The organism is Streptomyces omiyaensis (genome assembly GCF_014650895.1).
Taxonomy (GTDB): domain Bacteria; phylum Actinomycetota; class Actinomycetes; order Streptomycetales; family Streptomycetaceae; genus Streptomyces; species Streptomyces omiyaensis.
The window spans coordinates 119,575-143,026 of sequence record NZ_BMVV01000001.1; the positions used below are offsets into that span (position 1 = coordinate 119,575).

20 protein-coding genes are annotated in these 23,452 nt (G+C 75.8%); 15 read left to right on the forward strand and 5 right to left on the reverse strand.

The window, feature by feature from the left end:
* The first annotated feature begins 52 nt into the window (after positions 1-52).
* The 6 genes from IE287_RS00590 (at position 53) to IE287_RS38240 (ending at position 8,217) form a co-directional block, all read left to right on the forward strand.
* Positions 53-856, forward strand: a complete 804-nt coding sequence (locus tag IE287_RS00590) for a TIGR03084 family metal-binding protein (protein WP_189846867.1) — start codon at positions 53-55, stop codon at positions 854-856.
* A complete protein-coding gene (locus IE287_RS00595; RefSeq protein WP_189846868.1) occupies positions 853-2,535 on the forward strand; it encodes an acyclic terpene utilization AtuA family protein in 1,683 nt (560 codons plus the stop codon). The genes IE287_RS00590 and IE287_RS00595 overlap by 4 nt, the downstream gene beginning before the upstream one ends.
* Before the next feature lie 214 nt (positions 2,536-2,749).
* A complete protein-coding gene (locus IE287_RS00600) occupies positions 2,750-4,348 on the forward strand; it encodes an acyl-CoA carboxylase subunit beta (RefSeq protein WP_189846869.1) in 1,599 nt (532 codons plus the stop codon).
* A gap of 8 nt (positions 4,349-4,356) precedes the next feature.
* A complete protein-coding gene (locus IE287_RS00605; protein WP_189846870.1) occupies positions 4,357-6,279 on the forward strand; it encodes an acetyl/propionyl/methylcrotonyl-CoA carboxylase subunit alpha in 1,923 nt (640 codons plus the stop codon).
* Positions 6,276-7,409 (forward strand): acyl-CoA dehydrogenase family protein, encoded by a 1,134-nt coding sequence (locus tag IE287_RS00610; RefSeq protein WP_189846871.1) that lies wholly within the window; start codon positions 6,276-6,278, stop codon positions 7,407-7,409. The genes IE287_RS00605 and IE287_RS00610 overlap by 4 nt, the downstream gene beginning before the upstream one ends.
* Positions 7,410-7,566: 157 nt before the next feature.
* Positions 7,567-8,217: an excalibur calcium-binding domain-containing protein gene (locus IE287_RS38240; RefSeq protein ID WP_229883206.1), complete on the forward strand. Its 651-nt coding sequence runs from the start codon at positions 7,567-7,569 to the stop codon at positions 8,215-8,217.
* A 22-nt stretch (positions 8,218-8,239) separates the two neighbouring features.
* Here the strand turns inward: IE287_RS38240 and IE287_RS00620 are convergent, their stop codons facing one another.
* Complete coding sequence (locus IE287_RS00620; RefSeq protein ID WP_189846872.1) at positions 8,240-9,085, reverse strand: NAD(P)H-binding protein; 846 nt, start codon at positions 9,083-9,085, stop codon at positions 8,240-8,242.
* Positions 9,086-9,238: 153 nt separating this feature from the next.
* On the opposite strand from IE287_RS00620, the gene IE287_RS00625 reads away from it, so the two are divergent.
* From IE287_RS00625 to IE287_RS00640, 4 genes are all read left to right on the forward strand, one after another.
* Positions 9,239-10,177 (forward strand): AraC family transcriptional regulator, encoded by a 939-nt coding sequence (locus IE287_RS00625; protein WP_189846873.1) that lies wholly within the window; start codon positions 9,239-9,241, stop codon positions 10,175-10,177.
* A gap of 109 nt (positions 10,178-10,286) precedes the next feature.
* Positions 10,287-11,864 carry an AMP-binding protein gene (locus tag IE287_RS00630; protein ID WP_189846874.1) on the forward strand — a complete coding sequence of 526 codons (1,578 nt, stop codon included), beginning with the start codon at positions 10,287-10,289 and terminating at the stop codon, positions 11,862-11,864.
* Positions 11,861-12,589, forward strand: coding sequence for an enoyl-CoA hydratase family protein (locus tag IE287_RS00635; protein ID WP_189846875.1), 729 nt, complete (start codon positions 11,861-11,863; stop codon positions 12,587-12,589). Before IE287_RS00630 ends, IE287_RS00635 begins: the two co-directional genes overlap by 4 nt.
* Positions 12,577-13,194, forward strand: coding sequence for a TetR/AcrR family transcriptional regulator (locus IE287_RS00640; protein WP_189846876.1), 618 nt, complete (start codon positions 12,577-12,579; stop codon positions 13,192-13,194). Before IE287_RS00635 ends, IE287_RS00640 begins: the two co-directional genes overlap by 13 nt.
* Positions 13,195-13,279: 85 nt before the next feature.
* Here the strand turns inward: IE287_RS00640 and IE287_RS00645 are convergent, their stop codons facing one another.
* Positions 13,280-14,242: a threonine ammonia-lyase gene (locus tag IE287_RS00645; protein ID WP_189847249.1), complete on the reverse strand. Its 963-nt coding sequence runs from the start codon at positions 14,240-14,242 to the stop codon at positions 13,280-13,282.
* A 600-nt stretch (positions 14,243-14,842) separates the two neighbouring features.
* Between IE287_RS00645 and IE287_RS00650 the strand changes: the two genes are divergently transcribed.
* A complete protein-coding gene (locus IE287_RS00650; protein ID WP_189846877.1) occupies positions 14,843-15,904 on the forward strand; it encodes an isopenicillin N synthase family dioxygenase in 1,062 nt (353 codons plus the stop codon).
* On the opposite strand, the gene IE287_RS00655 is transcribed toward IE287_RS00650, so the two are convergent.
* Positions 15,883-16,983, reverse strand: a complete 1,101-nt coding sequence (locus IE287_RS00655; protein WP_189846878.1) for a citrate synthase 2 — start codon at positions 16,981-16,983, stop codon at positions 15,883-15,885. The genes IE287_RS00650 and IE287_RS00655 overlap by 22 nt on opposite strands.
* Before the next feature lie 224 nt (positions 16,984-17,207).
* Here IE287_RS00655 and pdxH point away from each other — a divergent pair, with 224 nt between their 5' ends.
* Positions 17,208-17,834, forward strand: a complete 627-nt coding sequence (gene pdxH / locus IE287_RS00660; protein ID WP_229883238.1) for a pyridoxamine 5'-phosphate oxidase — start codon at positions 17,208-17,210, stop codon at positions 17,832-17,834.
* Between the two features lie 285 nt (positions 17,835-18,119).
* Here the strand turns inward: pdxH and IE287_RS00665 are convergent, their stop codons facing one another.
* The gene (locus IE287_RS00665) at positions 18,120-18,905 is read right to left on the reverse strand and encodes an ABC transporter permease (RefSeq protein ID WP_189846880.1); all 786 of its coding nucleotides are present in this window, start codon (positions 18,903-18,905) and stop codon (positions 18,120-18,122) included.
* A gap of 2 nt (positions 18,906-18,907) precedes the next feature.
* Positions 18,908-19,843: an ABC transporter ATP-binding protein gene (locus tag IE287_RS00670; RefSeq protein WP_189846881.1), complete on the reverse strand. Its 936-nt coding sequence runs from the start codon at positions 19,841-19,843 to the stop codon at positions 18,908-18,910.
* A gap of 107 nt (positions 19,844-19,950) precedes the next feature.
* Here IE287_RS00670 and IE287_RS00675 point away from each other — a divergent pair, with 107 nt between their 5' ends.
* The 3 genes from IE287_RS00675 (at position 19,951) to IE287_RS00685 (ending at position 23,422) form a co-directional block, all read left to right on the forward strand.
* Positions 19,951-21,204, forward strand: a complete 1,254-nt coding sequence (locus IE287_RS00675) for a sensor histidine kinase (protein WP_189846882.1) — start codon at positions 19,951-19,953, stop codon at positions 21,202-21,204.
* A gap of 106 nt (positions 21,205-21,310) precedes the next feature.
* Positions 21,311-21,973 (forward strand): response regulator, encoded by a 663-nt coding sequence (locus IE287_RS00680; protein ID WP_189846883.1) that lies wholly within the window; start codon positions 21,311-21,313, stop codon positions 21,971-21,973.
* Positions 21,974-22,096: 123 nt separating this feature from the next.
* Entirely contained in the window at positions 22,097-23,422 is a 1,326-nt protein-coding gene (locus tag IE287_RS00685; RefSeq protein WP_189846884.1) for a PAS domain-containing protein, read from the forward strand.
* The last annotated feature ends 30 nt before the right edge of the window (positions 23,423-23,452 follow it).

A 23,452-nucleotide genomic window follows, 5' to 3' on the forward strand; every position in this document is an offset into this window, starting at 1 on the left:
ATCGCTGCCATGCTCCGACTCCCCAGGCCCGTCCTCCCGAGGGGAGCGCACCGTGTCCGACCCCGGCGCCGTCCACGCGGTTCTCACCGACCTGCGTGCCGAAGGCGACGAACTCGACCTGATCGTCGGAGGGTTGAGCGGCGAACGATGGGCGCTCGCCACGCCCGCCGCCCGCTGGACCGTCGCCCACCAGATCGCCCACCTCGCCTGGACCGACCGGGCCGCGCTGCTCGCCGTCACCGACCCCGACGCCTTCGCCGCCGAGGTGGAGAAGGCGCTCGCCGCACCCGAGCGGTTCGTCGACGACGGGGCCGAGGAGGGCGCCGCGCTGGCCCCCGCCGAGCTGCTGCGCCGCTGGCGGGAAGGGCGCGCACGGCTGCGGGAGGCGCTCCTCGCGGTGCCCCCGGGCGGCCGGTTCCCCTGGTACGGGCCGCCGATGAGCGCCCCGGCGATGGCGACCGCGCGCCTCATGGAGACCTGGGCCCACGGCCAGGACGTGGCCGACGCCCTCGGCGTCGTCAGGCCGCCCACCGCGCGCCTGCGCCACGTCGCCTGGATCGGCCACCGGGCCCGCGACTACGCCTACCTGGTGCGCGGCGAGCGGCCCCCCGCCGAGCCCGTGCGGGTCGAACTCCTCGCCCCGGACGGCGGGTCGTGGACCTTCGGCCCCGAGGACGCCGCCCAGCGCGTCACCGGGACCGCCCTCGACTTCTGCCTCCTCGTCACCCAGCGGGTGCACCGCGCCGACACCGCGCTCCGGGCCGAGGGCGCCGACGCCGAGCACTGGCTCGGCATCGCCCAGGCCTTCGCCGGTCCGGCGGGCGCCGGCCGCGCGCCGCGGGGGGACGCCCGGTGACGCCGCTGCGGATCGGGAACGCCTCCGGCTTCTACGGCGACCGCTTCGACGCCGTCCGCGAGATGCTGACGGGCGGCCCGCTCGACGTCCTCACGGGGGACTACCTCGCCGAACTGACCATGCTCATCCTCGGCCGCGACCTGCTGAAGGACCCGTCCTCCGGCTACGCGAAGACCTTCCTGCGGCAGATGGAGGAGGGGCTCGGGCTCGCCCACGAGCGCGGCACGCGGATCGTCGCCAACGCCGGCGGGCTCAACCCGGCCGGGCTCGCCGACGCCCTGCGGGAGCTCGCCGCCCGCCTCGGCCTGCCGACCCGGGTCGCGCACGTCGAGGGCGACCTGCTGCCCTCCGCCCCCGGCGTGCTGACGGCCAACGCCTACCTGGGCGGCGCCGGGATCGCCGCCTGCCTCGCCGCCGGCGCCGACGTCGTCGTGACCGGCCGGGTGACCGACGCGGCGCTCGTCACCGGGCCCGCGCAGTGGCACTTCGGCTGGGGCCCGCAGGAGTACGACCGGCTCGCCGGGGCCGTCGTCGCCGGGCACGTCCTGGAGTGCGGCACCCAGGCCACCGGCGGCAACCACGCCTTCTTCCGCGAGTACGACCAGAAGCTCCTGCTCCGCCCCGGCTTCCCGCTCGCCGAGCTGTACGAGGACGGGTCGGCCGTCGTCACCAAGCACCCCGGCACCGGCGGCGTCGTCGACGTCTCCACCGTCACCGCCCAGCTGCTGTACGAGACGGCCGGCGCCCGCTACGCCGGGCCCGACGCGACCGCCCGGCTCGACACCGTCCGGCTCACCCGGGAGGGCCCGGACCGGGTGCGGATCGACGGGGTCCGGGGCGAGGCGCCGCCGCCCGCCCTCAAGGCCGGGCACTGCCGGCTCGGCGGCCACCGCAACGAGGTCGTCCTCGTCCTCACCGGCCTCGACGTCGAGGCCAAGGCCGCGCTCGTCCGGGAGCAGATCGGCGCGGCGCTGGCCGCCGACCCGCCCGCCGACGTCCGCTGGGAGCTGGTCCGCACCGACCGGGAGGACGCGGAGACCGAGGAGACCGCGAGCGCCCTGCTCCGGCTCGTCGTCCGCGACCCGGACCCCGGGAAGGTCGGCCGGGGCCTGACGGGCGCGGCGATCGAGCTGGCCCTCGCGAGCTACCCCGGCTTCCACGTCACCGCCCCGCCCGGCAAGGGCGCCCCCTACGGCGTCTTCGAGACCGCGTACGTGCCCGCCGCCGACGTGCCGCACACGGCGGTGCTCCCCGACGGGACCCGCGTCGCGGTCCCCGTACCGGCCGAGACCCGGGTCCTGGCGCCGGTGCCCGAGCCGGACCTCCCCTCCCCCCTGCCGGCCGGGCCCACCGCGCGGGCGCCGCTCGGGCGGATCGCCGGGGCCCGCAGCGGCGACAAGGGCGGGGACGCCAACGTCGGGGTGTGGGTGCGGACGGACGCGGAGTGGCGGTGGCTCGCGCACGCCCTCACCGTCGACCGGTTCCGCGCGCTCCTGCCGGAGACGGCCCGCTTCGAGGTGGTCCGGCACGTGCTGCCCAACCTGCGGGCGCTGAACTTCACGGTCGCCGGGATCCTCGGCGAGGGCGTCGCCTCCCAGGCCCGCTTCGACCCCCAGGCCAAAGCCCTCGGCGAATGGCTCCGCTCCCGGCACCTGGACGTCCCCCGGGAGCTGCTGTGACCGCCCGCGGCCCCCGCCTCCGGGGGGAAGCCGCCGCGACCGTCCGCGGCCGCCGCCCCCGGAAGGGAGCCACCGTGACCGCCCGCCCCGATCTCCCGGAGGGACCGCTGTGACCGCCCGCCCCGACCTCCCGGAGGGACCGCTGTGACCGCCCGCCCCGACCTCCCGGAGGGACCGCTGTGACCGCCCGCCCCGATCTCCCGGAGGGACCGCTGTGACCGTCCTCGACTCCGCCCTCGACACCGGCGGGCCCGACTACGAGGTCCACCGCTCCGCCATGCTGGAGAAGCTCGCCGCCCTCGACGCCGAGCACGCCAAGGCCCTCGCCGGCGGCGGCGAGAAGTACACCGCCCGGCACCGCGGGCGGGGCAAGCTGCTCGCCCGCGAGCGGATCGAGCTGCTCGTCGACCCCGACTCGCCCTTCCTGGAGCTGTCCCCGCTCGCCGCCTGGGGCAGCACCTACCCCGTGGGCGCCTCCCTGGTCACCGGCATCGGCGTGGTCGAGGGCGTCGAGTGCCTGATCACCGCCAACGACCCGACCGTGCGCGGCGGCGCCTCCAACCCGTGGACGCTGAAGAAGGCGCTGCGCGCCAACGAGATCGCGTACGCCAACCGCCTCCCGGTGATCTCGCTCGTCGAGTCCGGCGGCGCCGACCTGCCCTCCCAGAAGGAGATCTTCATCCCGGGCGGGGCGCTCTTCCGCGACCTCACCCGGCTCTCCGCCGCCGGGATCCCGACGGTCGCGGTCGTCTTCGGCAACTCGACCGCCGGCGGGGCCTACGTGCCCGGCATGTCCGACCACACGGTCATGATCGAGGACCGGTCGAAGGTCTTCCTCGGCGGCCCGCCGCTGGTGAGGATGGCGACCGGCGAGGAGAGCGACGACGAGTCCCTGGGCGGCGCGGCCATGCACGCCCGCGTCTCCGGCCTCGCCGACCACTACGCCGTCGACGAGGCCGACGCGATCCGGCAGGCCCGCCGGATCGTCGCCCGCCTCAACCACCGCAAGGCGCACCCCGACCCGGTGGCGGCCGAGCCGCCGAAGCACGATCCCGAGGAGCTCCTCGGGATCGTGCCCGGCGACCTCAAGACGCCCTTCGACCCGCGCGAGGTGATCGCCCGGATCGTCGACGGCTCCGACTTCGACGAGTTCAAGCCGCTGTACGGGCCGTCGCTGGCGACCGGCTGGGCGCGGCTGCACGGCTACCCCGTCGGGATCCTCGCCAACGCGCAGGGCGTGCTCTTCTCCGCCGAGTCGCAGAAGGCCGCCCAGTTCATCCAGCTGGCGAACCAGCGGGACATCCCGCTGCTCTTCCTCCACAACACCACCGGCTACATGGTCGGCAAGGAGTACGAGCAGGGCGGCATCATCAAGCACGGCGCGATGATGATCAACGCGGTGTCGAACTCGAAGGTCCCCCACCTGTCCGTCCTCATGGGGGCGAGCTACGGCGCCGGCCACTACGGCATGTGCGGCCGGGCCTACGACCCCCGGTTCCTCTTCGCCTGGCCGAGCGCCAAGTCCGCCGTCATGGGCCCGCAGCAGCTCGCGGGCGTGCTGTCGATCGTGGCGCGGGCGTCGGCCGCGGCGAAGGGGCAGCCCTACGACGAGGAGGCGGACGCCGGTCTGCGGGCGCTGGTCGAGGCGCAGATCGAGTCCGAGTCGCTGCCGGTGTTCCTCTCCGGCCTGCTCTACGACGACGGGGTCATCGACCCCCGCGACACCCGCACGGTCCTCGGACTGTGCCTGTCCGCGATCCACACGGCACCGGTCGAGGGCGCGCGCGGCGGCTTCGGCGTCTTCCGAATGTGAGGCACCAGGTGATTTCCACGCTGCTCGTCGCCAATCGCGGCGAGATCGCCTGCCGCGTCTTCCGCACCTGCCGCGAGCTGGGCATCAGGACCGTCGCCGTTTTCTCCGACGCCGACGCCGACGCCCTGCACGTGCGGGAGGCGGACGCGGCGGTACGGCTGCCGGGGGCCGCGCCCTCGGAGACGTACCTGCGCGGGGACCTCGTCGTCGCGGCGGCGCTCGCCGCCGGCGCGGACGCGGTCCACCCCGGATACGGCTTCCTGTCGGAGAACGCCGGCTTCGCGCGGGCCGTGACCGGCGCGGGCCTGCGCTGGATCGGCCCGCCGCCGGAGGCCATCGAGGCGATGGCGTCCAAGACCCGCGCCAAGGAGCTCCTGGGCATCGCCCCGCTCACCGAGGTCACCGCCGGCGACCTGCCGGTGCTGGTGAAGGCGGCGGCGGGCGGCGGCGGGCGCGGCATGCGGATCGTCCGCGGGCTCGGCGAGCTGGAGGAGGCGGTGAAGGCCGCCTCGGCGGAGGCGGAGAGCGCCTTCGGCGACGGCGAGGTCTTCGTCGAGCCGTACGTGGAGAACGGCCGGCACGTCGAGGTGCAGGTCCTCGCCGACGCCCACGGCACGGTCTGGACCCTCGGCACCCGCGACTGCTCCCTCCAGCGCCGCCACCAGAAGGTGATCGAGGAGGCCCCGGCGCCCGGCCTGCCGGACGCGCTCGTCGAGGAGCTGTACGCGCGTTCGGAGGCGGCGGCGAAGGCGGTCGGCTACGTCGGCGCGGGCACGGTGGAGTTCCTGGTCGCGGACCTCCCCCGGCCCCTCGGCCCCGCTCCGGCAGGGGGGAGCCCGAAGGCGCACTTCCTGGAGATGAACACCCGTCTCCAGGTCGAGCACCCGGTGACGGAGGAGGTGTACGGCGTCGACCTCGTCGCGCTCCAGATCGCCGTCGCCGAGGGCGCCCCGCTGCCGCCGGAGCCGCCCGCCGCCCGGGGGCACGCGGTCGAGGCCCGGCTCTACGCGGAGGACCCGGCGGCCGGATGGGCCCCGCAGACGGGCCGGCTGCACGCCTTCGGGGTGTCCGGTGTCCGCGTCGACACCGGTTACGCCTCCGGGGACACCGTGCCGGTGCACTACGACGCCATGCTCGCCAAGGTCGTCGCCCACGCGCCGACCCGCGCCGAGGCGGTCCGCAAGCTCGCCCGCGCGCTGGAGCGGGCGGTCCTCCACGGGCCCGCCACCAACCGGGACCTCCTCGTCGCCTCGCTGCGGCACGCCGACTTCCGGGACGACCGGCGCCTCGACACCGGCTTCTACGACCGGCACCTCGACGCCCTCGCCGCCCCGCCGGCCGGCGCCGGGCACGCGGCCGTCGCCGCCGCGCTGGCCGACGCGGTCCGCAACTCCGGCCGTTTCGGCGGCGGCTGGCGCAACGTCCGCTCCGGCGACGAGACCAAGGCGTACGGGGAGCACGAGGTCCGCTACCGCCCCACCCGGGACGGCGGCTTCGAGGTCCTCGCCCCCGAGGGGGTGCGGGTCCTCGGTGCCGCGCCCGACCGCGTCCGCCTCGAAGCCGACGGTGTGGTCAGGGACTTCGAGGTGGCCTCGTACGGTCCCGGGGGCGCGGGCGTCGTCCACGTGGGCCCGCACCGGCTCGTCCCCCGCCCCCGCTTCACCGACCCGCGCGAGCAGACCCTCCCGGGCTCCCTGCTCGCGCCCATGCCCGGCACCGTCGTCCGGCTCGCGGACGGCCTCGCCGTCGGCGACCGGGTGGAGGCGGGGCAGCCCCTGCTCTGGCTGGAGGCCATGAAGATGGAGCACCGGGTCGTCGCCCCCGCCTCCGGCACGCTCACCGCGCTCCACGCCGCCCCCGGCCGCCAGGTCGAGGTCGGTGCCCTGCTCGCCGTCGTACAGACCGAAGCACAGGAGGACCAGACAGCATGAGCACCGACATCGAGCCCCGAGAGCACACCGAGCTGCGGGCCGCCGTCTCCGCGCTGGGCCGCCGCCACGGGCCCGGTTTCGACCGGGCGGCCCTGTGGGCGGAGGCCGGCAAGCTCGGCTACCTGGGCGTGAACCTGCCGGAGGAGTACGGCGGCGGGGGCGGCGGCATGGCCGAGCTGTCCATCGTCCTGGAGGAGGCCGGCGCCGCGGGGGCGCCGCTGCTGATGATGGTGGTGTCGCCGGCGATCTGCGGCACGGTCATCTCCCGCTTCGGCACCGACGCGCAGAAGGAGGCGTGGCTCCCCGGCCTCGCCGACGGCTCGCGCACGATGGCCTTCGGCATCACCGAACCGGACGCGGGCTCCAACTCGCACCGCATCACCACCACCGCCACCCGCACCGAGGACGGCTGGGTCCTCGACGGGCGGAAGGTCTTCGTGTCGGGCGTCGACATCGCCGACGCGACGCTGATCGTCGGCCGCACCTCCGACGCCCGCACCGGCAGCCTCAAGGCGTGCCTCTTCATCGTCCCGCGCGACACCCCCGGCTTCGGGCGGCGTCACATCGAGATGGAACTCGACGCGGACGAGAAGCAGTTCGAGCTCACCCTCGACGAGGTGCACCTGCCCGCGGACGCCCTGGTCGGCGACGAGGACGCGGGCCTGCTCCAGCTCTTCGCGGGCCTCAACCCCGAGCGGATCATGACGGCCGCCTTCGCGATCGGCATGGGCCGCTACGCCCTCGGCCGGGCGGTCGCCTACGCCAAGGAGCGGCAGGTCTGGAAGGCCCCCATCGGCGCCCACCAGGCCATCGCCCACCCGCTCGCCCAGTCCCACATCGAGCTCGAACTCGCCCGCCTGATGATGCAGAAGGCGGCGAAGCTGTACGACGCGGGCGACGACGCCGGCGCGGGGGAGGCCGCCAACATGGCCAAGTACGCGGCGGCCGAGGCGTGCGTGAAGGCGGTCGACGCGGCCGTCCACACCCTCGGCGGCAACGGCCTCACCAAGGAGTTCGGCCTCGCCCGCCTGGTGACCGCCTCCCGGGTGGCGCGGATCGCCCCGGTCAGCCGGGAGATGATCCTGAACTTCGTCTCGGCCCACACCCTGGGGCTGCCCAAGTCGTACTGAGTCCGGGGCTCCGGCCGGTCCCGCCCGCGCCTCCCGGAGGGCGCGGGCGGGCCGGTCCCCGCCGACCCCTTACCGGTGGTGAAGACCGTGTGTACGATCCACGCTTCACGGCACCCCGCTCGGTGCCGTCGACTTCTTCACGCCCCAGGAGCCGCGCGTGCACCCGCAGACGAATCCGTACCGGCCCGCCCCGGCGTGGCGTCCCCCGCGCCGCTGGTGGCAGCACCCGGCCGTGATCATCACGCTCCTCGTGGTCTTCCCGCCCGCGGGCATCGTCCTGGCCTGGCTCGGCCACTGGACCACCCGCACCAAGACCGTGGCGACGGTCCTGTCCGCCCTGTGGTTCGTCTACGTGCTGGTGAGCGACCCGGCGAAGGCCCCGGACGCCGGCGACCCGAAGCCCGCCGTGACGGCGACCGCGACGGCGACCCCGACGCCCGAGCCCACCACCGAGAGCCCCGCGCCCGCCCCGGAGCCCACGACCGGGACCCCGACCACGCCCGCCCCGGAGCCGGCCACCGGGGCCCCGGCCACGCCCGCGGTCACCGAGGCCCCGACCACCGACGCCCCGGACCCCGTCCCCACCACCGCGGAGCCCCGGCCCAAGCCGAAGCCGCCGGCCCCGACGACCCGTCCCGCCGAGACCGCCGAGCCGGAGCCGGAGCCCACCGAGGACGCGGGCTCGTCCGTGTACTACGAGAACTGCACCGCCGTCCGCGCGGCCGGCGCCGCCCCCATCCGCGCCGGCGACCCCGGCTACAGCCGCAAGCTCGACCGTGACGGCGACGGCGTCGCCTGCGAGAACTGACCGGTCCGGCCCCGCGGCCGGGTCAGGGGTGCCACACCCCCGTCCCGGCCGCTGACCTGGCGTAGTCGGCGAAGTCGCGGGGCTCGCGCCCGAGGGCCCGCCGCACCCCGTCCTCGACCTGCCCGAAGCGGCTGTCGGCGATCCAGCCGAAGAGCAGGTTCAGGAGCGCGGTGAACTCGTCCGGCACCCCGGCCGCCGCCGCCCGGTCCGCGAACTCGGCGGGGGAGTCGGCGCGGTAGGAGATCTCGCGGCCGGTGGCGCGGGCCAGCTCCTCCGCCACCTGGGCCAGGGAGAGCGACCGCGGCCCGGTGAGGGGGTACTCCGCCCCGGCGTGGCCGTCCTCGGTGAGGGCGGCCACCGCCACGTCGGCGATGTCGTCGGCGTCGACGAAGGGCTCGACGCCCCGGCCGGCCGCCCACGCCACCTCGCCGCGGAGGACCTGGCCGCGGAAGAACGCGTCCTCGCTGAAGTTCTGCGCGAACCAGGCCGGCTTGAGGAGCGTCCAGGCGGTGCCCGACTCGCGCACGGCCCGCTCGCAGGGCAGCTTCTCCTCGCCCTCCCGCGCCGCCCAGTCGTGGTGGGAGAGCAGGACGAGCCGCTCGGCGCCCCGGGCCGCGGCGAGCTTCGCGAACTCCCGCATCAGCTCACCGGCGTCGGCGGTCATCGAGTCGACGAGATAGGCCGCCCCGACGCCGTCGAGGACGGGTTCCCAGGTGTTCGGGTCGTTCCAGTCGAAACGGGCCGGGCCCGTGCGGGAGGCGATGCGGACGTGGTGCCCGCGCTGCCGCAGGCGGGCGACGACGCGGCGGCCGGTCTTGCCGGTGCCGCCGAGGACCAGGAGGGGCTTCGAGGGAGTGCTGTGCGTCATGCGGCCAGTCAAACCGGGGACGGGTGAGCGCCGGAATGGCCCGGACGCTCACCCGCATACGCGGCCGTCTCGCCCCGTGCCGCACCCCCTCGTCCCGTGCCCTCGCGTCCCTGCGCCCCGCGCTCCCGCCTCCCTCTGCCTAGACTCGCCGGCATGGACCCGCTCACCAGTCTCCTGAACGAAGTCCGTTCCTGCGGTGCCCTGTTCGGCCGGAACCTGCTGGAGCCCCCGTGGTCCGTCCGGTTCGCCGACCGCGGGGCGCTGACGCTCGTGACCCTGCTGAGCGGCGACGGGTGGATCCTGCCCGACGGGGACGCCGCGCCGGTCCGGATCGGGCCGGGGGACGTGGCGATCGTGACGGGGCCGGAGCCCTTCTCGATCGCCGACGACACCGGCGCGGCCGCCCCGCCGCTCTTCGTGGTGCACCCCGACCGCTGCACGACGGCCGACGGCAGGGACATCGGCGAGGACGTGATCCTGGGCCTGCGGACCTGCGGCAACTGCGAGGACGGCCGGACCGTCCTGCTCACCGCCTCCTACCAGGCCACCGGCCGGGTCTCCGAACGGCTGCTCGGCGCGCTGCCCCGCGTCCTCCTCGTCCCGCACGACGCCCCCGACCCGGTCCTGGAGCTGGCGGCGGTGGAGACCGGCCGTGACGCGCCCGGCCAGCAGGCCGTCCTCGACCGCCTCCTCGACCTGCTGCTCCTGTCGACCCTGCGGGAGTGGTTCGCCCGTCCGGAGGCCGGCCCGGCCGGCTGGCACCGGGCGCTGGGCGACCCCGTGGCGGGCCGCGCCCTCCGGCTGATCCACGACCGGCCCGAGCACCCGTGGACGGTGGAGGCGCTGGCGGCGGAGGCGGGGGTCTCGCGGGCGACGCTCGCCCGCCGGTTCACCGCCCTGGTGGGCCGGCCCCCGATGGCGTACCTCACCGACTGGCGGCTGGCGGTGGCGGCCGACCTGCTGGCGCGCACCGACGCGACGGTCGCGTCGATCGCCCGCCGGGTGGGCTACACCCCGTTCGCCCTGAGCGCCGCCCTCAAGCGGGTCCACGACACCCGGCCGGCGGCGCTGAGGGCGGCGCGCCCCCGATGAACCATGCAGGCGTGCTTGATTGTTTTACGGGTGGCTGACAGGGTCTCCCCAAGCAGTGCCCGCACGAGCGATCCTGGCGACCACCTTCCACCTCTCCAGGGGGCCACGCATGGTGTTCCACAGCGAGTACGAGCCGGTTTCCACCCTGTCCCTCCCCATCCACGACGCCGTCCTCGGCGGGGCCGCCGCCTTCGGGGACGCGCCCGCGCTGGTCGACGGGGCGGGGGAGCTGTCGCTCTCGTACGCGCAGGTGGACGCCTTCCACCGGCGGGTCGCCGCGGGCCTCGCGGAGACGGGCGTGCGGCAGGGGGACGTGCTCGCCCTGCACAGCCCCAACACGGTGCTCTTCCCCATCGCCTTCTACGCCGCCACCCGCGCCGGCGCCTCCGTCACCACCGTCCACCCGCTCGCCACGCCCGAGGAGTTCGCCAAGCAGCTCCGGGACTCGGCCGCGCGCTGGATCGTCACCGTCTCGCCGCTGCTGCCCGCCGCCCGGGCCGCCGCCGAACTCGCGGGCGGGATCGAGGAGATCTTCGTCTGCGACGCGGCGCCGGAGGGCGAGGGCGTCCGGTCGCTCCAGGCGTTCCTCGGCTCCACGGCCCCCGAGCCGGAGCTCGCCCTCGACCCCGCCGAGGACGTCGCCGCCCTCCCGTACTCCTCCGGCACCACCGGCGTCCCCAAGGGCGTGATGCTCACCCACGCCTCCATCGCGACCAACCTGGCGCAGCTGGAGCCCTTCATCCCGATGGGCCCGGGCGACCGCATCCTGGCGGTGCTGCCCTTCTTCCACATCTACGGCCTCACGGCCCTGATGAACGCGCCGCTCCGCAAGGGCGCCACCGTCGTCGTCCTCCCACGCTTCGAGCTCGACACCTTCCTCGGCGCGATCCAGAAGCACCGCATCAACGGCCTGTACGTGGCCCCGCCGATCGTGCTCGCCCTCGCCAAGCACCCGGCGGTCGCCGACTACGACCTGTCCTCGCTGGAGTACATCGTCAGCGCCGCCGCCCCGCTCGACGCGGCGCTCGCCGAGGCGTGCTCGGCCCGGCTGGGGCTCCCGCCGGTCCGGCAGGCGTACGGCATGACCGAGCTCTCCCCGGGCACCCACGTCACCCCGCTCACCGCGCAGAACCCGCCGCCCGGCACCGTCGGCAAGCTGCTGCCCTCCACCGAGCTGCGGATCCTCTCCCTCGACGACCCGTCGAAGGACGCCGCCGCGGGCGAGGACGGCGAGATCGCCATCCGCGGCCCGCAGGTCATGAAGGGCTACCTCGGCCGGCCCGACGCCACCGCCGCCATGATCGACGCGGACGGCTGGGTGCACACCGGCGACATCGGGAGGGTCGACGCCGACGGCTGGCTGTACGTCGTCGACCGGGTGAAGGAGCTCATCAAGTACAAGGGCTTCCAGGTGGCCCCGGCCGAGCTGGAGGCCCTGCTCCTCACCCACGAGGGCGTCGCCGACGCCGCCGTCATCGGGGTGACGGACGCCGAGGGGACCGAGATGCCGAAGGCCTTCGTGGTGCGCCAGCCGTCCGCGCCCGGGCTCACCGCCGAGGAGGTCATGGCCCACGTGGCCGCCCGGGTCTCCCCCTACAAGAAGGTCCGGGCCGTCGAGTTCGTCGACGCGGTGCCCCGGGCCGCCTCCGGAAAGATCCTGCGCCGAGAGCTGAGGGACCGCCCATGACCCTGATCGCCGTCACCGAGGAGCGGGGGATCACCACCCTCGCCCTCGACTCCCCCGACACCCGCAACGCCCTCTCGGCGGCGCTCGTCTCCGAGCTCGGCGAGGCGCTGGCCGCCGCGGGGAAGGACCCGGCCGTCCGGGCGGTGGTCCTCACCCACACCGGCTCCACCTTCAGCGCCGGCGCCGACCTGAAGGCGCCGCCGAGCCCGTACGCCTTCGTCGACCTGCTCCGGCAGGTCGTGGAGCTGCCGAAGCCGGTCGTCGGGCACGTCACGGCCGGCGGCCGGGCCCGCGCGGGCGGCCTCGGACTGCTGGGCGCCTGCGACGTCGTGGTGGCGGGGGAGGGGGCGGACTTCGCGCTCACGGAGGTGCGCATCGGGGTGGCGCCGGCGGTGATCTCGCTGACCCTGCTGCCGAGGCTGGAGCCGCGCGCGGCCGCCCGGTACTTCCTCACGGGCGAGCGCTTCGGCGTCCCGGCGGCGCGGGCGATGGGCCTCGTCACGGCCGGCGACGACGAGCTCGGGGCGATCCTCGACGGCCTGCGGGCGGGCTCGCCGCAGGGGTTGCGCGAGTCGAAGAGGCTGGTCACCGCTAGAGTCCTGGAGACCTTCGAGCGCGACGCGGAGGAGCTCGTGCAGCGCTCCGCCACGCTCTTCGCCTCCGCCGAGGCGCGCGAGGGCATGACGGCCTTCCTCGAACGACGGGACCCCGAATGGCGGCTGTGACCGCGCACCGGCAGGACGGGCGTCCGGCCCCCGACCGCAGCCCCAAGCAGGACCGGAGCCGGGCCACCCGGCAGCGGCTCCTGGAGGCCGCCGTGGCCTGTCTGGCCGAGTTCGGCTGGGCGGGGTCCACGGTGGCGGCGGTCGCGGAGCGGGCGGGGGTGTCGCGGGGCGCGGCGCAGCACCACTTCCCGACCCGGGAGGACCTGTTCACGGCGGCGGTCGAGTACGTGGCGGAGGAGCGCTCGCAGGCGCTGCGGGCGCTGCCCACCGACGACCGTGCGCAGACCGTCGCCGCGCTCGTGGGGCTCTTCACCGGGCCGCTCTTCCGGGCCGCCCTCCAGTTGTGGGTGGCGGCCTCGAACGAGGAGCAGCTCCGGGCCCGGGTGACCGAGCTGGAGGCCCGGGTGGGCCGGGAGTCGCACCGGATCGCCGTCGAGCTGCTCGGCGCGGACGAGTCGCGGCCGGGGGTGCGGGAGACCGTGCAGGGGCTGCTCGACATGGCCCGGGGGCTCGGTCTCGCGACCCTGCTGACCGACGATACGGCCCGGCGCGACCGGGTGGTCGCGCAGTGGGCCCGGCTGATCGACGAGGCGCTGGCGGCGTAGCCCCCCGTCCCGCTCCCGTCGTCCGTCCCGCCCCGCCGGTCGTCCCGCCGGTCGTCCCGCCGGCCCCGTCCCGCCGGCCGCTCCGCTAGCCGCGGAGGCCGAAGCGGCCGGCCCAGGCGGTGACGTCGGCCGTGGTCGCGTTCCCGCCGCAGACGACGAGGCCGAGGCGCGCGTCGGGGCCGACCCGGTCGACGACCCTGCGGGCCGCCGGGAGGAGGCAGCCGGCGGCGGGCTCGGCCCAGACCTTGGCGTGTTCGGCGAGGTCGAGGGTGCCCTGGACGGCCTCCGCGTCGGTGACCGTGAGCACCTCCTCGACCAGCGCCTCGACGTGGGCGTGGGTGAGGGCGGAGACGGCGGGGGCGCTGAGCGTCGACACGACCGAGGTGAGGTCGACCGGCACCGGGCCGCCCGCGGCGAGGGCCGCCGTCATGGCGTGGGCGCCGTCGGTCTCGACGCCCCAGACCCGCACGCCGGGGCGGCGGGCGCGCAGCACGGTGGCGACGCCGGCGATCAGGCCCCCGCCGCCGATGCTGACGAGGACGTCGGTGAGCGGGCCCGCGTCCTCGGCGAGCTCCAGGCCGACGGTTCCCTGGGCGGCGACCACGACCGGGTCGTCGAAGGGGTGGACGGCGGTGAGCCCGCCGGCGCGGAGCTCCTCCATGAGGGCGAACGCGCCGGGCATGGTGTCGGCGAGGAGGACCTCCGCGCCGGCGGCCTTCGCCGTCTCCACGGCGCGGGCCGGGGCGGAGCGGGGCATGACGACGGTGGCCCGGACCCCGAGCGCGCCCGCCATGACGGCGAGCGCGATGCCGTGGTTGCCGCCGCTGACCGCGACCGCGCCGGCGGCGCGCTCGGCGGGGGTGAGCGACAGGAGCCGGGCGGCGGCCCCGCGCGCCTTGAAGGAGCCGGTGCGCTGGAGGAGTTCCAGCTTGACCGTGGTGTCGGCGCCGAGGAGCGCGGTCAGCCCCGGGCTGGGCAGGGTCGGCGTCCGTACGACGTGTCCGGTGAGGCGTTCGGCTGCGGCTTCGACGTCCGCGACGGTGATCAGCACGCCTCCCACTGTGCCCCACGCCCCCGGCCTCCGGGACGGGTTCGGACACGGGGGCCGGGCGGGAGGGGCAGCGGTGCGGTGTCGGGACGGGTCGGGGAGGAGGGGTGCGGGCCGGGGCGGGTCGGGGAGGTGCGGGCCGGGCCGGGCCGGGCGCGTGCCGGGCCGGTGCGGGCTCCGGGGCCCGCGGGCCCGGAAGGCGCCGCCCCGCGCCGCCGTCGCCGCCGCCCCACCGGGCGGGGCGGCGGCGCGGCCGGTGGCGGACATCCTCCCGCGCGGGGGCGCGGCGACGGGACGACGGGCGGCCGTGCGGCGCGCGGGGCGGAGGTCTTCGCGCGAAGCGCGGGATCCGCTGTGACGCGGGCCACAGGCGAACGGCGCCGTCCGCAGTACGCTGGTCGCATGCCTCTGCTCGTTCGCCGCCGTCACGTGGACTTCGTCCGCGTCACGAGCATGAGCTGTCGCCGCGCCGCCTGACCCCGGGGGCCACCACCCGTACGCCCCGCAGGGTCCCTTCACCGACCCCCGTCGACCGGCACCCGCGGCCCCCGCCCCACCCCGGCGGCCGCCCCGGGACCCGTACACCCCGCGGACGCACCCATGAGCCTCAGCGCCACCACCGCCCCTTCCGTCTCGTACGCCTCGCAGCTTCCGATCGTCGACCTCTCGGCCGCCGACCGGGGCCCCGGGGCGCGCCGGCTGCTCCACGCCCAGCTGCACTCCGCCGCCCACGACGTCGGCTTCTTCCAGCTCGTCGGGCACGGTGTCACCGAGGCCGAGACCCGGGCCCTCACCGACGCCATGCGCGCCTTCTTCGCCCTCCCCGAGGCCGACCGGCGCGCCCTCGACAACCTCAACTCGCCGCACTTCCGCGGCTACACCCGGGTCGGCGACGAGCGCACCCGGGGCGCCCGGGACTGGCGCGACCAGCTCGACATCGGCGCCGAGCTGCCCGCCCGCGCCCCCGCCCCCTGGGAGCCCCCGTACTGGTGGCTCGAAGGCCCCAACCAGTGGCCCGGGGCGCTCCCGGAGCTGCGCACCGCCGCCCTGCACTGGATCGACCGGCTGAGCGGCGTCGCCGAGCGGCTGCTCCACGAGCTGCTCGCCTCCATCGGCGCGGCCCCGGACTTCTACGACGCCGTCTTCGGGCCCCGCGCCCACCCGCAGCTCAAGCTGGTCCGCTACCCCGGCAGCAGCGGCGAGGGCGACGACCAGGGCGTGGGCGCCCACAAGGACTACGGCTTCCTCACCCTGCTCCTCCAGGACCAGGTGGGCGGGCTCCAGGTGCAGCGGGAGGACGGGGACTTCCACGACGTGCCGCCGCTGCCCGGCGCCTTCGTGGTCAACCTGGGCGAGCTCCTGGAGGTCGCCACCGACGGCTACCTGCTCGCCACCAACCACCGGGTGGTCTCCCCGCCCGGCGCGACGGAGCGGTACTCCGTGCCGTTCTTCTACAACCCGCGGCTGGACGCCCGGATCGCCCCGCTGGACTTCCCGTACGCCTCCGCGGCCCCCGGCGCCACGACCGACCCGGCGAACCCGCTGTTCGCCGAGTACGGCCGCAACGCCCTCAAGGGCAAGCTCCGCGCGCACCCGCTGGTCGCGGCCCGCCACCACGCGGACCTGCTGCTGCGGGGGGATCAGCCCGCGATGTCGGCGTAGCCCTCGATGTCGCGCGGGTCCCGGCGGCCGGGGCCCGTGTAGCGGGCGGAGGGGCGCACGAGGCGGCCGGTGCGCTTCTGCTCCAGGATGTGCGCCGACCAGCCGGCCGTGCGGGCACAGCTGAACATCGACGTGAACATGTGCGCCGGGACCTCGGCGAAGTCCAGGACGATGGCGGCCCAGAACTCGACGTTCGTCGCGAGGATCCGGTCCGGACGGCGGCTGTGCAGCTCCTCCAGGGCGGCCTTCTCCAGTGCGGCGGCCACCTCGTAGCGCGGGGCGTCCAGCTCCTTCGCGGTACGGCGGAGCACGCGGGCGCGCGGGTCCTCGGCGCGGTAGACGCGGTGGCCGAAGCCCATGAGGCGCTCGCCCTTGTCGAGGGCCTGCTTCACGTACGCGACGGCGTCGCCGGTCCGCTCGATCTCCTCGATCATGCCCAGCACGCGGGAGGGCGCGCCGCCGTGCAGCGGACCGGACATCGCGCCGACGGCGCCGGAGAGGGAGGCGGCCACGTCGGCGCCGGTGGAGGCGATGACGCGGGCGGTGAAGGTGGAGGCGTTCATGCCGTGCTCGGCGGCCGAGGTCCAGTAGGCGTCGACGGCCTTGACGTGCTTCGGGTCCGGCTCGCCGCGCCAGCGGATCATGAAGCGCTCGACGACCGACTCGGCCTTGTCGATCTCGCTCTGCGGGACCATCGGCAGGCCCTGGCCGCGCGCCGACTGGGCGACGTAGGAGAGGGCCATGACGGCGGCGCGGGCGAGGTCGTCGCGGGCCTGCTCGGCGGAGATGTCGAGGAGCGGTTTGAGGCCCCAGACCGGCGCGAGCATGGCGAGCGCGGACTGCACGTCGACGCGGATGTCGCCGGAGTGGACCGGGATCGGGAAGGGCTCGGCGGCGGGCAGGCCGGGGTTGAAGGCGCCGTCGACGAGCAGACCCCACACGTTGCCGAAGGAGACGTGGCCGACGAGGTCCTCGATGTCGACCCCGCGGTAGCGCAGCGCGCCGCCTTCCTTGTCGGGTTCGGCGATCTCGGTCTCGAACGCGACGACTCCCTCGAGGCCCGGTACGAAGTCGGACATCAGGCGGCTCCTTCTATCGATGATCGATCAACCTAACGGCGGTCGCTGGCGGGACTGAACAGTCATCCAGCGGTTGAGTCTGTACGGTTCCGATGATGCGGGGAAGCGTGACATCCGGCACACTGCGCCGAACCGGCGACGGAGGATTGGCGCCCCGCCGTGGCGGGCAGACTGGGCCGCTGCGGCAGGATGGCCCCGTGACCGACGCCCTGGACCCCGCCGACATGCGCGAGCAGTACCGCACCAAGGAACTGGCCGCGGCCGACCTCGCCCCCGATCCGATCCTCCAGTTCGCCTCCTGGTTCAAGGAGACCGCGGCCAGCCCGGCGATCCACGAGCCCAACGCGATGATCGTCTCGACCGCGACGCCGGACGGGCGCCCCTCGTCCCGCACGGTGCTGCTCAAGCACTACGACGACGCCGGATTCGTCTTCTTCACCAACTACGGCTCCCGCAAGGGCTCCGAGCTGGCCGCCAACCCGTACGTCTCGCTGCTCTTCCCCTGGCACCCGCTGGCCCGCCAGGTCATCGTCACCGGCCGCGCGGCCCGCACCGGCCGCGACGAGACCGCCGCCTACTTCCGCACCCGCCCGCACGGCTCCCGGCTGGGCGCCTGGGCGAGCCCGCAGTCCTCGGTCATCGCCTCCCGCGAGGAGCTGCTGGCCCGGTACGAGGAGCTGGCCGCCCGCTACCCGGACTCCGAGCAGGTCCCGGTGCCCCCGCAGTGGGGCGGCTTCCGGGTGGTGCCGGAGACGGTCGAGTTCTGGCAGGGCCACGAGAACCGCCTGCACGACCGGCTGCGCTACGTCCGCGAGGGCGACGGGTGGCGGGTGGAGCGCCTGGCGCCCTGACCCCGTCCGAGGGTGTCCGGGAACGCAGGCGACCCGTGGGCCTTTGGTCCCGTCCGCCTAGGTTCGGACGGGAGCCGGCCGGACTTACCGGCGGCCCACGGGTCGGGTGACTGCTTGGGTTTCGGCAGCAGGCCTGCCGAGGTGCACATCGTGCGACGGCAGGCCTTAGCCCGCAGTCACCTCACGAGTCCGAAAAGAAACCATTTTTTCGGATCACCTCCTTTCGCGTGTGGCCCCACCCTACGAACCTCTCCGGGGGGCCACAAGCGATTTAAGGGTCCTTCCTCAGGCGTCCCGCCGCCGCACGGCCCACCAGCCCGCGAGCAGCACCGCCGCGGCCGACAGCGCGGTCACCCCGAGCCCGCTCCAGGGCCCGAGCGGACCGGTGGGGTCCTGGAAGAGGATCTGCTGGCCGGCGCGGTCCGGGAGCCAGGTCGCCGCGCCCTCGGACACCCCGCCGATGACGAAGGACACGAGGAGGAGGAACGGGATCAGGAGGCTGAGCACCGCCACCGCGCTGCGCAGCAGGAAGGTCAGTCCCAGCGAGAACAGCGTGATCAGCATGAGGTAGAGCCCGGCGCCGAAGCAGGACCGCAGCGCGCCCCGCTCGCCGATCCCGACGGCGTACTCCCCGAGGAACGCGTTCGCCGTGAAGAACATGACGAAGCCGGCCGCCACGCCCGCGACCAGCGCGCACGCCGCCACGACCGCCACCTTCGCCCCGTAGAACAGGCCCCGGCGCGGCACGGCCGCCAGCGAGTTCCGCAGCGCCCCGTTCAGGTACTCGGAGGAGGCGGCGGTGGCGCCGAAGGCGAGGGCGGCGATCTGCACGAAGTTCATCGGGTAGTAGAGCCAGTAGAGGCGGTCGATGTCGCCGGTCGCCGCCTCCGGCTGCCCGATCGCCGGGAAGACCGCCAGGGCGATGCCGAGCGCGGCGACGAGGACGGCGAGGAGCGAGCCGAAGCTCGACCGGACCGAACGGATCTTGATCCACTCGGAGTGGAGGACCGACCGGACGGTGACCGCCCGGACGGCGGCGGGCGCGGATGCGGGTGCGGTGGTGACGGACACGGTCAGACCTCCTGGGACACGGTGGTGAACTCGGCGGCGTCCGAGGTGAGGGCCAGGTACGCCTGCTCCAGCGAGGCGCGCTCGTCGGCGAGTTCGAAGACGGGGATGCCCTCGCGCGCGGTGACCGCCCCGATCTCCTCGGCGGAGGCGCCCTCCACCACCCACCGCCCCTCCCCGTCGGGGGCCTCCCCGACCGCCCATCCCTTCGCGAGGAGCGTGGCCCGCAGCCGCACCGGGTCGCCGGTGCGGACCCGGACCCGCGCCCGGCTGTGGGCGTCGATGAACTCCCGCACCGGCACGTCCGCGAGGAGCCGTCCCCGGCCCAGGACCACCAGGTGGTCGGCGAAGGTCGCCGTCTCGTTCATGAGGTGGCTGGAGACCAGGACCGTCCGCCCCTCGGCGGCGAGCCGGCGCAGCAGCCCGCGGATCCAGACGATCCCCTCCGGGTCCAGGCCGTTGGCCGGCTCGTCCAGCATCAGCACCCGCGGGTCGCCGAGGAGCGCGGCGGCGATCCCGAGCCGCTGCCGCATGCCCAGCGAGTAGCCGCGGATCCGGCGCCGGGCGGCCGGCTCCAGGCCCGTCTCCGCCAGCACCTCGTCGACCCGCCGGGCCGGCAGGCCGTTGCTCGCGGCGAGGAACCGGAGGTGGTCGCGCCCGGTCCTCGACGGGTGCGCGGCCTGCGCGTCGAGCAGCGCGCCGACCGTGGACAGCGGCCGGTCGAGCTCCGCGTAGGGGCGGCCGCCGATGGTGGCGGTGCCCGAGGTCGGCCGGTCGAGACCGAGGACGAGCCGCATCGTGGTCGACTTCCCGGCCCCGTTCGGCCCCAGGAAGCCGGTGACGCGCCCCGGTTCGACGCGGAACGACAGCCCGTCCACGGCCCTGGCCGCCCGCCGGCCGGCGTACTCCTTGGTGAGGTTCTTGACGTCGATGCTGGTCATGGCCCCAGCCTCGCCGCCGGGCCGCCCCCGGTCCTCCCCTGCCGGAGGGGACCGTCTCCCCCGTGCGGGGGAGCCGCCCCGGGCACCCTGCCTGGGAGGATCGCCGAATGCCCGCACCGTCGTCGCCCCTCCGCTCCCTCGTACGGCCCCTGGTCCGCGCGGTCACGTACACCCGGTGGCTGCACCTGGTGATCGGCGCGATCGTGCCGCTCGCCGGCGGACTGATCCACCCGGGCCTCTCCGACCCGTCGATCGGGGACTGGCTGACCGTGGCGGCGCTGCCCGTCCCGCTGGTCGCGGCCGTCGCCCTGCTCCCCTCCGCGCGCCGGGCCGAGGGCCTCCAGGCGCGCCTGATGCTCTTCCCCGGCAAGCACGCCCGGGTGCGCGCGGGGGCGGACGGCGGCGCGGCGGTCGGCGCCCCGGCGGACACCGGCATCTCGACGGCCCCGTCGGCCTCCTGGACGGACCGGGGCAGGACGGCGCTGTGGCTGGTGTTCCGGATGGAGGCGGGGCTCGCGGCCTGGCTGCTGTCGATCTGGCTGCTCCAGGTCGGCCTCGTGCTGTCCGGGGTGTCGGTGGAGGAGCCGGTGGTGGGATCCCTGACCCCGCACGCCGGTCCGGCGGCGCTGGCGCCGCTGCCCCTGCTGGCCCTCCTCGCGCTCGTCGTCGCCGGCGGCCGGCTGGACACGCGGATCGCCCGCCGCCTCCTCGGCCCGTCGGTGCGGGAGCGCATGACGGCCCTGGAGGAGCGCACGGAGCGGCTGCTCGAACGCAACCGGATCGCCCGCGAGCTCCACGACTCCCTGGGCCACGCGCTCACCCTGGCCGTGGTCCAGGCGGGCGCCGCGCGCGCGGCGAAGGACCCCGGCTTCACCGACCGGGCGCTCGCGGCCATCGAGGAGACCGGGCGCGCGGCCCTGGAGGACCTGGAGCGGGTCCTGCTGCTGCTCCGGGAGACCGGCCGCCGCCCGGCCGGCGCGAGCCCCGGTCTCGACGAGGCCGCGCGCCTCCTCGACGCGGCCCGCTCCTCGGGCGCCCCGGTGGCCGCCGAGATCACCGGCCCCGTGGAGGACCTGCCGGGCCCCGTCTCGCGGGAGGCGTACCGGATGCTCCAGGAGGCCCTGACGAACGCGCTGCGGCACGCGGGCCCGGTGCCCGTCGACGTCCGCGTGACGGCGGACCGCAGCCGGCTGCGCCTCCTGGTCGCCAACCCCGTGCCCGGGGACCGGCCCCCGGCCGTCCCCGGGTCGGGCAGCGGCCTGCGCGGCATCCGGGAGCGGGCCGCGCTGCTGGGCGGCGAGGCCGAGGCGGGCGTGAGGGACGGCGAGTGGCGGGTGGCCGTGGTCCTGCCGCTGCGCTGACGGGCGGGGGCCCGGGCGGGGCCCCGGGGGAGGCGCGGGCCCGGGTGGGGAGCCCGGCCGCGGGGGACCGGTCCGGCCGGGGAAGGCGCGGCCTTAGGCTGGCCGGATGGTGATCAAGGTCCTCCTGGTGGACGACGAACCCCTCGTGCGGGCGGGCCTGCGGGCCGTCCTGGAGGCCCAGCCCGACATCGAGGTGGTGGGCGAGGCGGCGGACGGCGCCGCCGTCATCCCCCTCGTCCGGAGCCTGCGCCCCGACGTCGTGGCGATGGACGTCCGGATGCCGCTCATGGACGGCATCGAGGCGACCCGGGCCGTCCTGCGCACGGTCGGCTCCCCGCCCAAGATCCTCGTGGTGACCACCTTCGAGAACGACGAGTACGTGTACGGGGCGCTGCGCGCCGGGGCCGACGGCTTCCTCCTCAAGCGCGCCCGCCCCGCGGAGATCGTCCACGCGGTCCGCCTGGTCGTCGAGGGCGATTCCCTGCTCTTCCCGGCGGCCGTCCGCGACCTGGCCGCCTCCTACGGCCGCGACCGCCCGGCCAACGAGGCCCACGAGGCCCTCGTCCGCGCCCACCTGACGGACCGGGAGGAGGACGTCCTGCGCCTCGTGGCCCGGGGCCTGTCCAACGCCGAGATCGCCGCCCGGCTGGTCGTCGGCACCGAGACGGTCAAGTCCCACGTCAGCTCCGTCCTCGCCAAGCTCGGCGCCCGCGACCGCACCCAGGCCGTCATCGCCGCCTACGAGTCGGGTTTCGTCTCGCCGTCCTGACCCGCCCGCCCGGCCTTGCGGCCGCGTTCGTTTCGCCGCATCCGTTTCGCCGAACCCGGTGTGTTCTGGGTCACGTTCCAGTTGAATGGCCTGCATCAGGGGGGTTACCGGGGGGAGTACCAGGTGAGTGCCTTCACGGGGTCCGCGCGGGACACCGCTTCCGTACCGGGGGAGGGCGGCGACCTGCTGGCCGCGCTGCTCGACGGGATGGACGCGGCGCTCTGCGCGCTGGACGCGGGCGGGACGGTGACGCACTGGAACCGCGAGGCCGAGCGGATCCTCGGCTGGCCGGCGGCTGAGGCCGTCGGGCGGCGCGGGTTCGACGGCTGGGCGGCGCGCAGTGCCGACGCGGAGGAGACCCTCGCGCGCGTGATGGGCGCGATGCGGACGCCGGGGCGGCAGGTGCACGAGCTGGCGCTGCTCCGCAAGGACGGCGGCCGGGTGCTGGTGCGCAGTCAGTCGGCGGGCGTGCGGGGCGCCGACGGCCGTCCGGCCGGCGTGTACTGCGCCTTCAGCGAGGTCCACGTGCAGATCGACCTGGAGCGGTCGATCGCGCTGAGCGAGGCGCTCTTCGACGACGCGCCCTGGGGGGTCGTCCTGATCGACGCCGACCTGCGCCCGGCGGTCGTCAACGCGTACGCGGCCCGGGTGATCGGCACCGGCCGGACGACGCTGCTGGGCCGCCCCCTGGGCGAGGTCCTCGCCGGGGGCGTCGAGGAGCTGGAGGGCGCGCTCCAGCACGTGCTGGCGGAGGGCGCCCCGCCCGCGCCGGCGGACCTGTGGGTGACGCCGGTGCCGGCCCCGGGGGCGGGGGAGCGGCGGCGGTGCTGGCGCAGCGGTTTCGTGCGGCTGACCTCGCCGATGACGGAGGAGCCGGTGCCGCTGGGGGTGGCGTGGCTCTTCCAGGACGTGACGGCGGAGCGGCTGGCGGCGCGGGAGGCGGACCGGACCCGGTTCCGCTGGAGCCAGCTGCACCGGGCGGGCGTGGCGGCGGCCGAGTACACGGATCCGGCCGAAGCGGTGGCGGTGCTGCTGGACTTCGCGCTGGCCGGGTTCGCCGACCACGGCCTGGTGGACCGGGTGGCGGGCGCCCGGCGGCTGACCCGCGCGGTGGCGTCCCCGGCGGGCGCCCCGGAGGCGGGCGGCCTGGGCGGCGGCTTCCCGCAGCGGTACGGCGCCGAGCACCCGGCCCTCCAGGCGTGGGACCGGGCGGGGTCGGTGCGGCTGAGCGCGGGCCGGGACGCGGAGGAGTGGGCGGCGGCCCGCCGGTGGCCGGCGGACACCGCGCACGCGCTGTGCACGGCCCTGCGGTCCCGGGGCCGTACCGTCGGCGTCCTCACCTTCCTGCGGACGGCCGCCCGGGGCGGTTTCGACCGCCAGGACGCGCTGTACGCGGAGACGGTCGCGGCCCGCGTGGCGGCGGCCCTGGAACTGCCGCCGCTCGGCTGAGGACGGCCCGCCGGGAGTCCGGCGCGCGCC

Excerpts from the sequence above, each read along its gene's own strand:
- IE287_RS00650 (WP_189846877.1), top strand. The coding sequence starts at position 14,843 with ATGAGCCTCAGCGCCACCACCGCCCCTTCCGTCTCGTACGCCTCGCAG.
- IE287_RS00620 (WP_189846872.1), bottom strand. The coding sequence starts at position 9,085 with ATGACGCACAGCACTCCCTCGAAGCCCCTCCTGGTCCTCGGCGGCACC.
- IE287_RS00640 (WP_189846876.1), top strand. The coding sequence starts at position 12,577 with ATGGCGGCTGTGACCGCGCACCGGCAGGACGGGCGTCCGGCCCCCGAC.
- IE287_RS00670 (WP_189846881.1), bottom strand. The coding sequence starts at position 19,843 with ATGACCAGCATCGACGTCAAGAACCTCACCAAGGAGTACGCCGGCCGG.
- IE287_RS00680 (WP_189846883.1), top strand. The coding sequence starts at position 21,311 with ATGGTGATCAAGGTCCTCCTGGTGGACGACGAACCCCTCGTGCGGGCG.
- IE287_RS00630 (WP_189846874.1), top strand. The coding sequence starts at position 10,287 with ATGGTGTTCCACAGCGAGTACGAGCCGGTTTCCACCCTGTCCCTCCCC.
- IE287_RS00625 (WP_189846873.1), top strand. The coding sequence starts at position 9,239 with ATGGACCCGCTCACCAGTCTCCTGAACGAAGTCCGTTCCTGCGGTGCC.
- pdxH (WP_229883238.1), top strand. The coding sequence starts at position 17,208 with ATGCGCGAGCAGTACCGCACCAAGGAACTGGCCGCGGCCGACCTCGCC.
- IE287_RS00610 (WP_189846871.1), top strand. The coding sequence starts at position 6,276 with ATGAGCACCGACATCGAGCCCCGAGAGCACACCGAGCTGCGGGCCGCC.
- IE287_RS00675 (WP_189846882.1), top strand. The coding sequence starts at position 19,951 with ATGCCCGCACCGTCGTCGCCCCTCCGCTCCCTCGTACGGCCCCTGGTC.
- IE287_RS00655 (WP_189846878.1), bottom strand. The coding sequence starts at position 16,983 with ATGTCCGACTTCGTACCGGGCCTCGAGGGAGTCGTCGCGTTCGAGACC.
- IE287_RS00635 (WP_189846875.1), top strand. The coding sequence starts at position 11,861 with ATGACCCTGATCGCCGTCACCGAGGAGCGGGGGATCACCACCCTCGCC.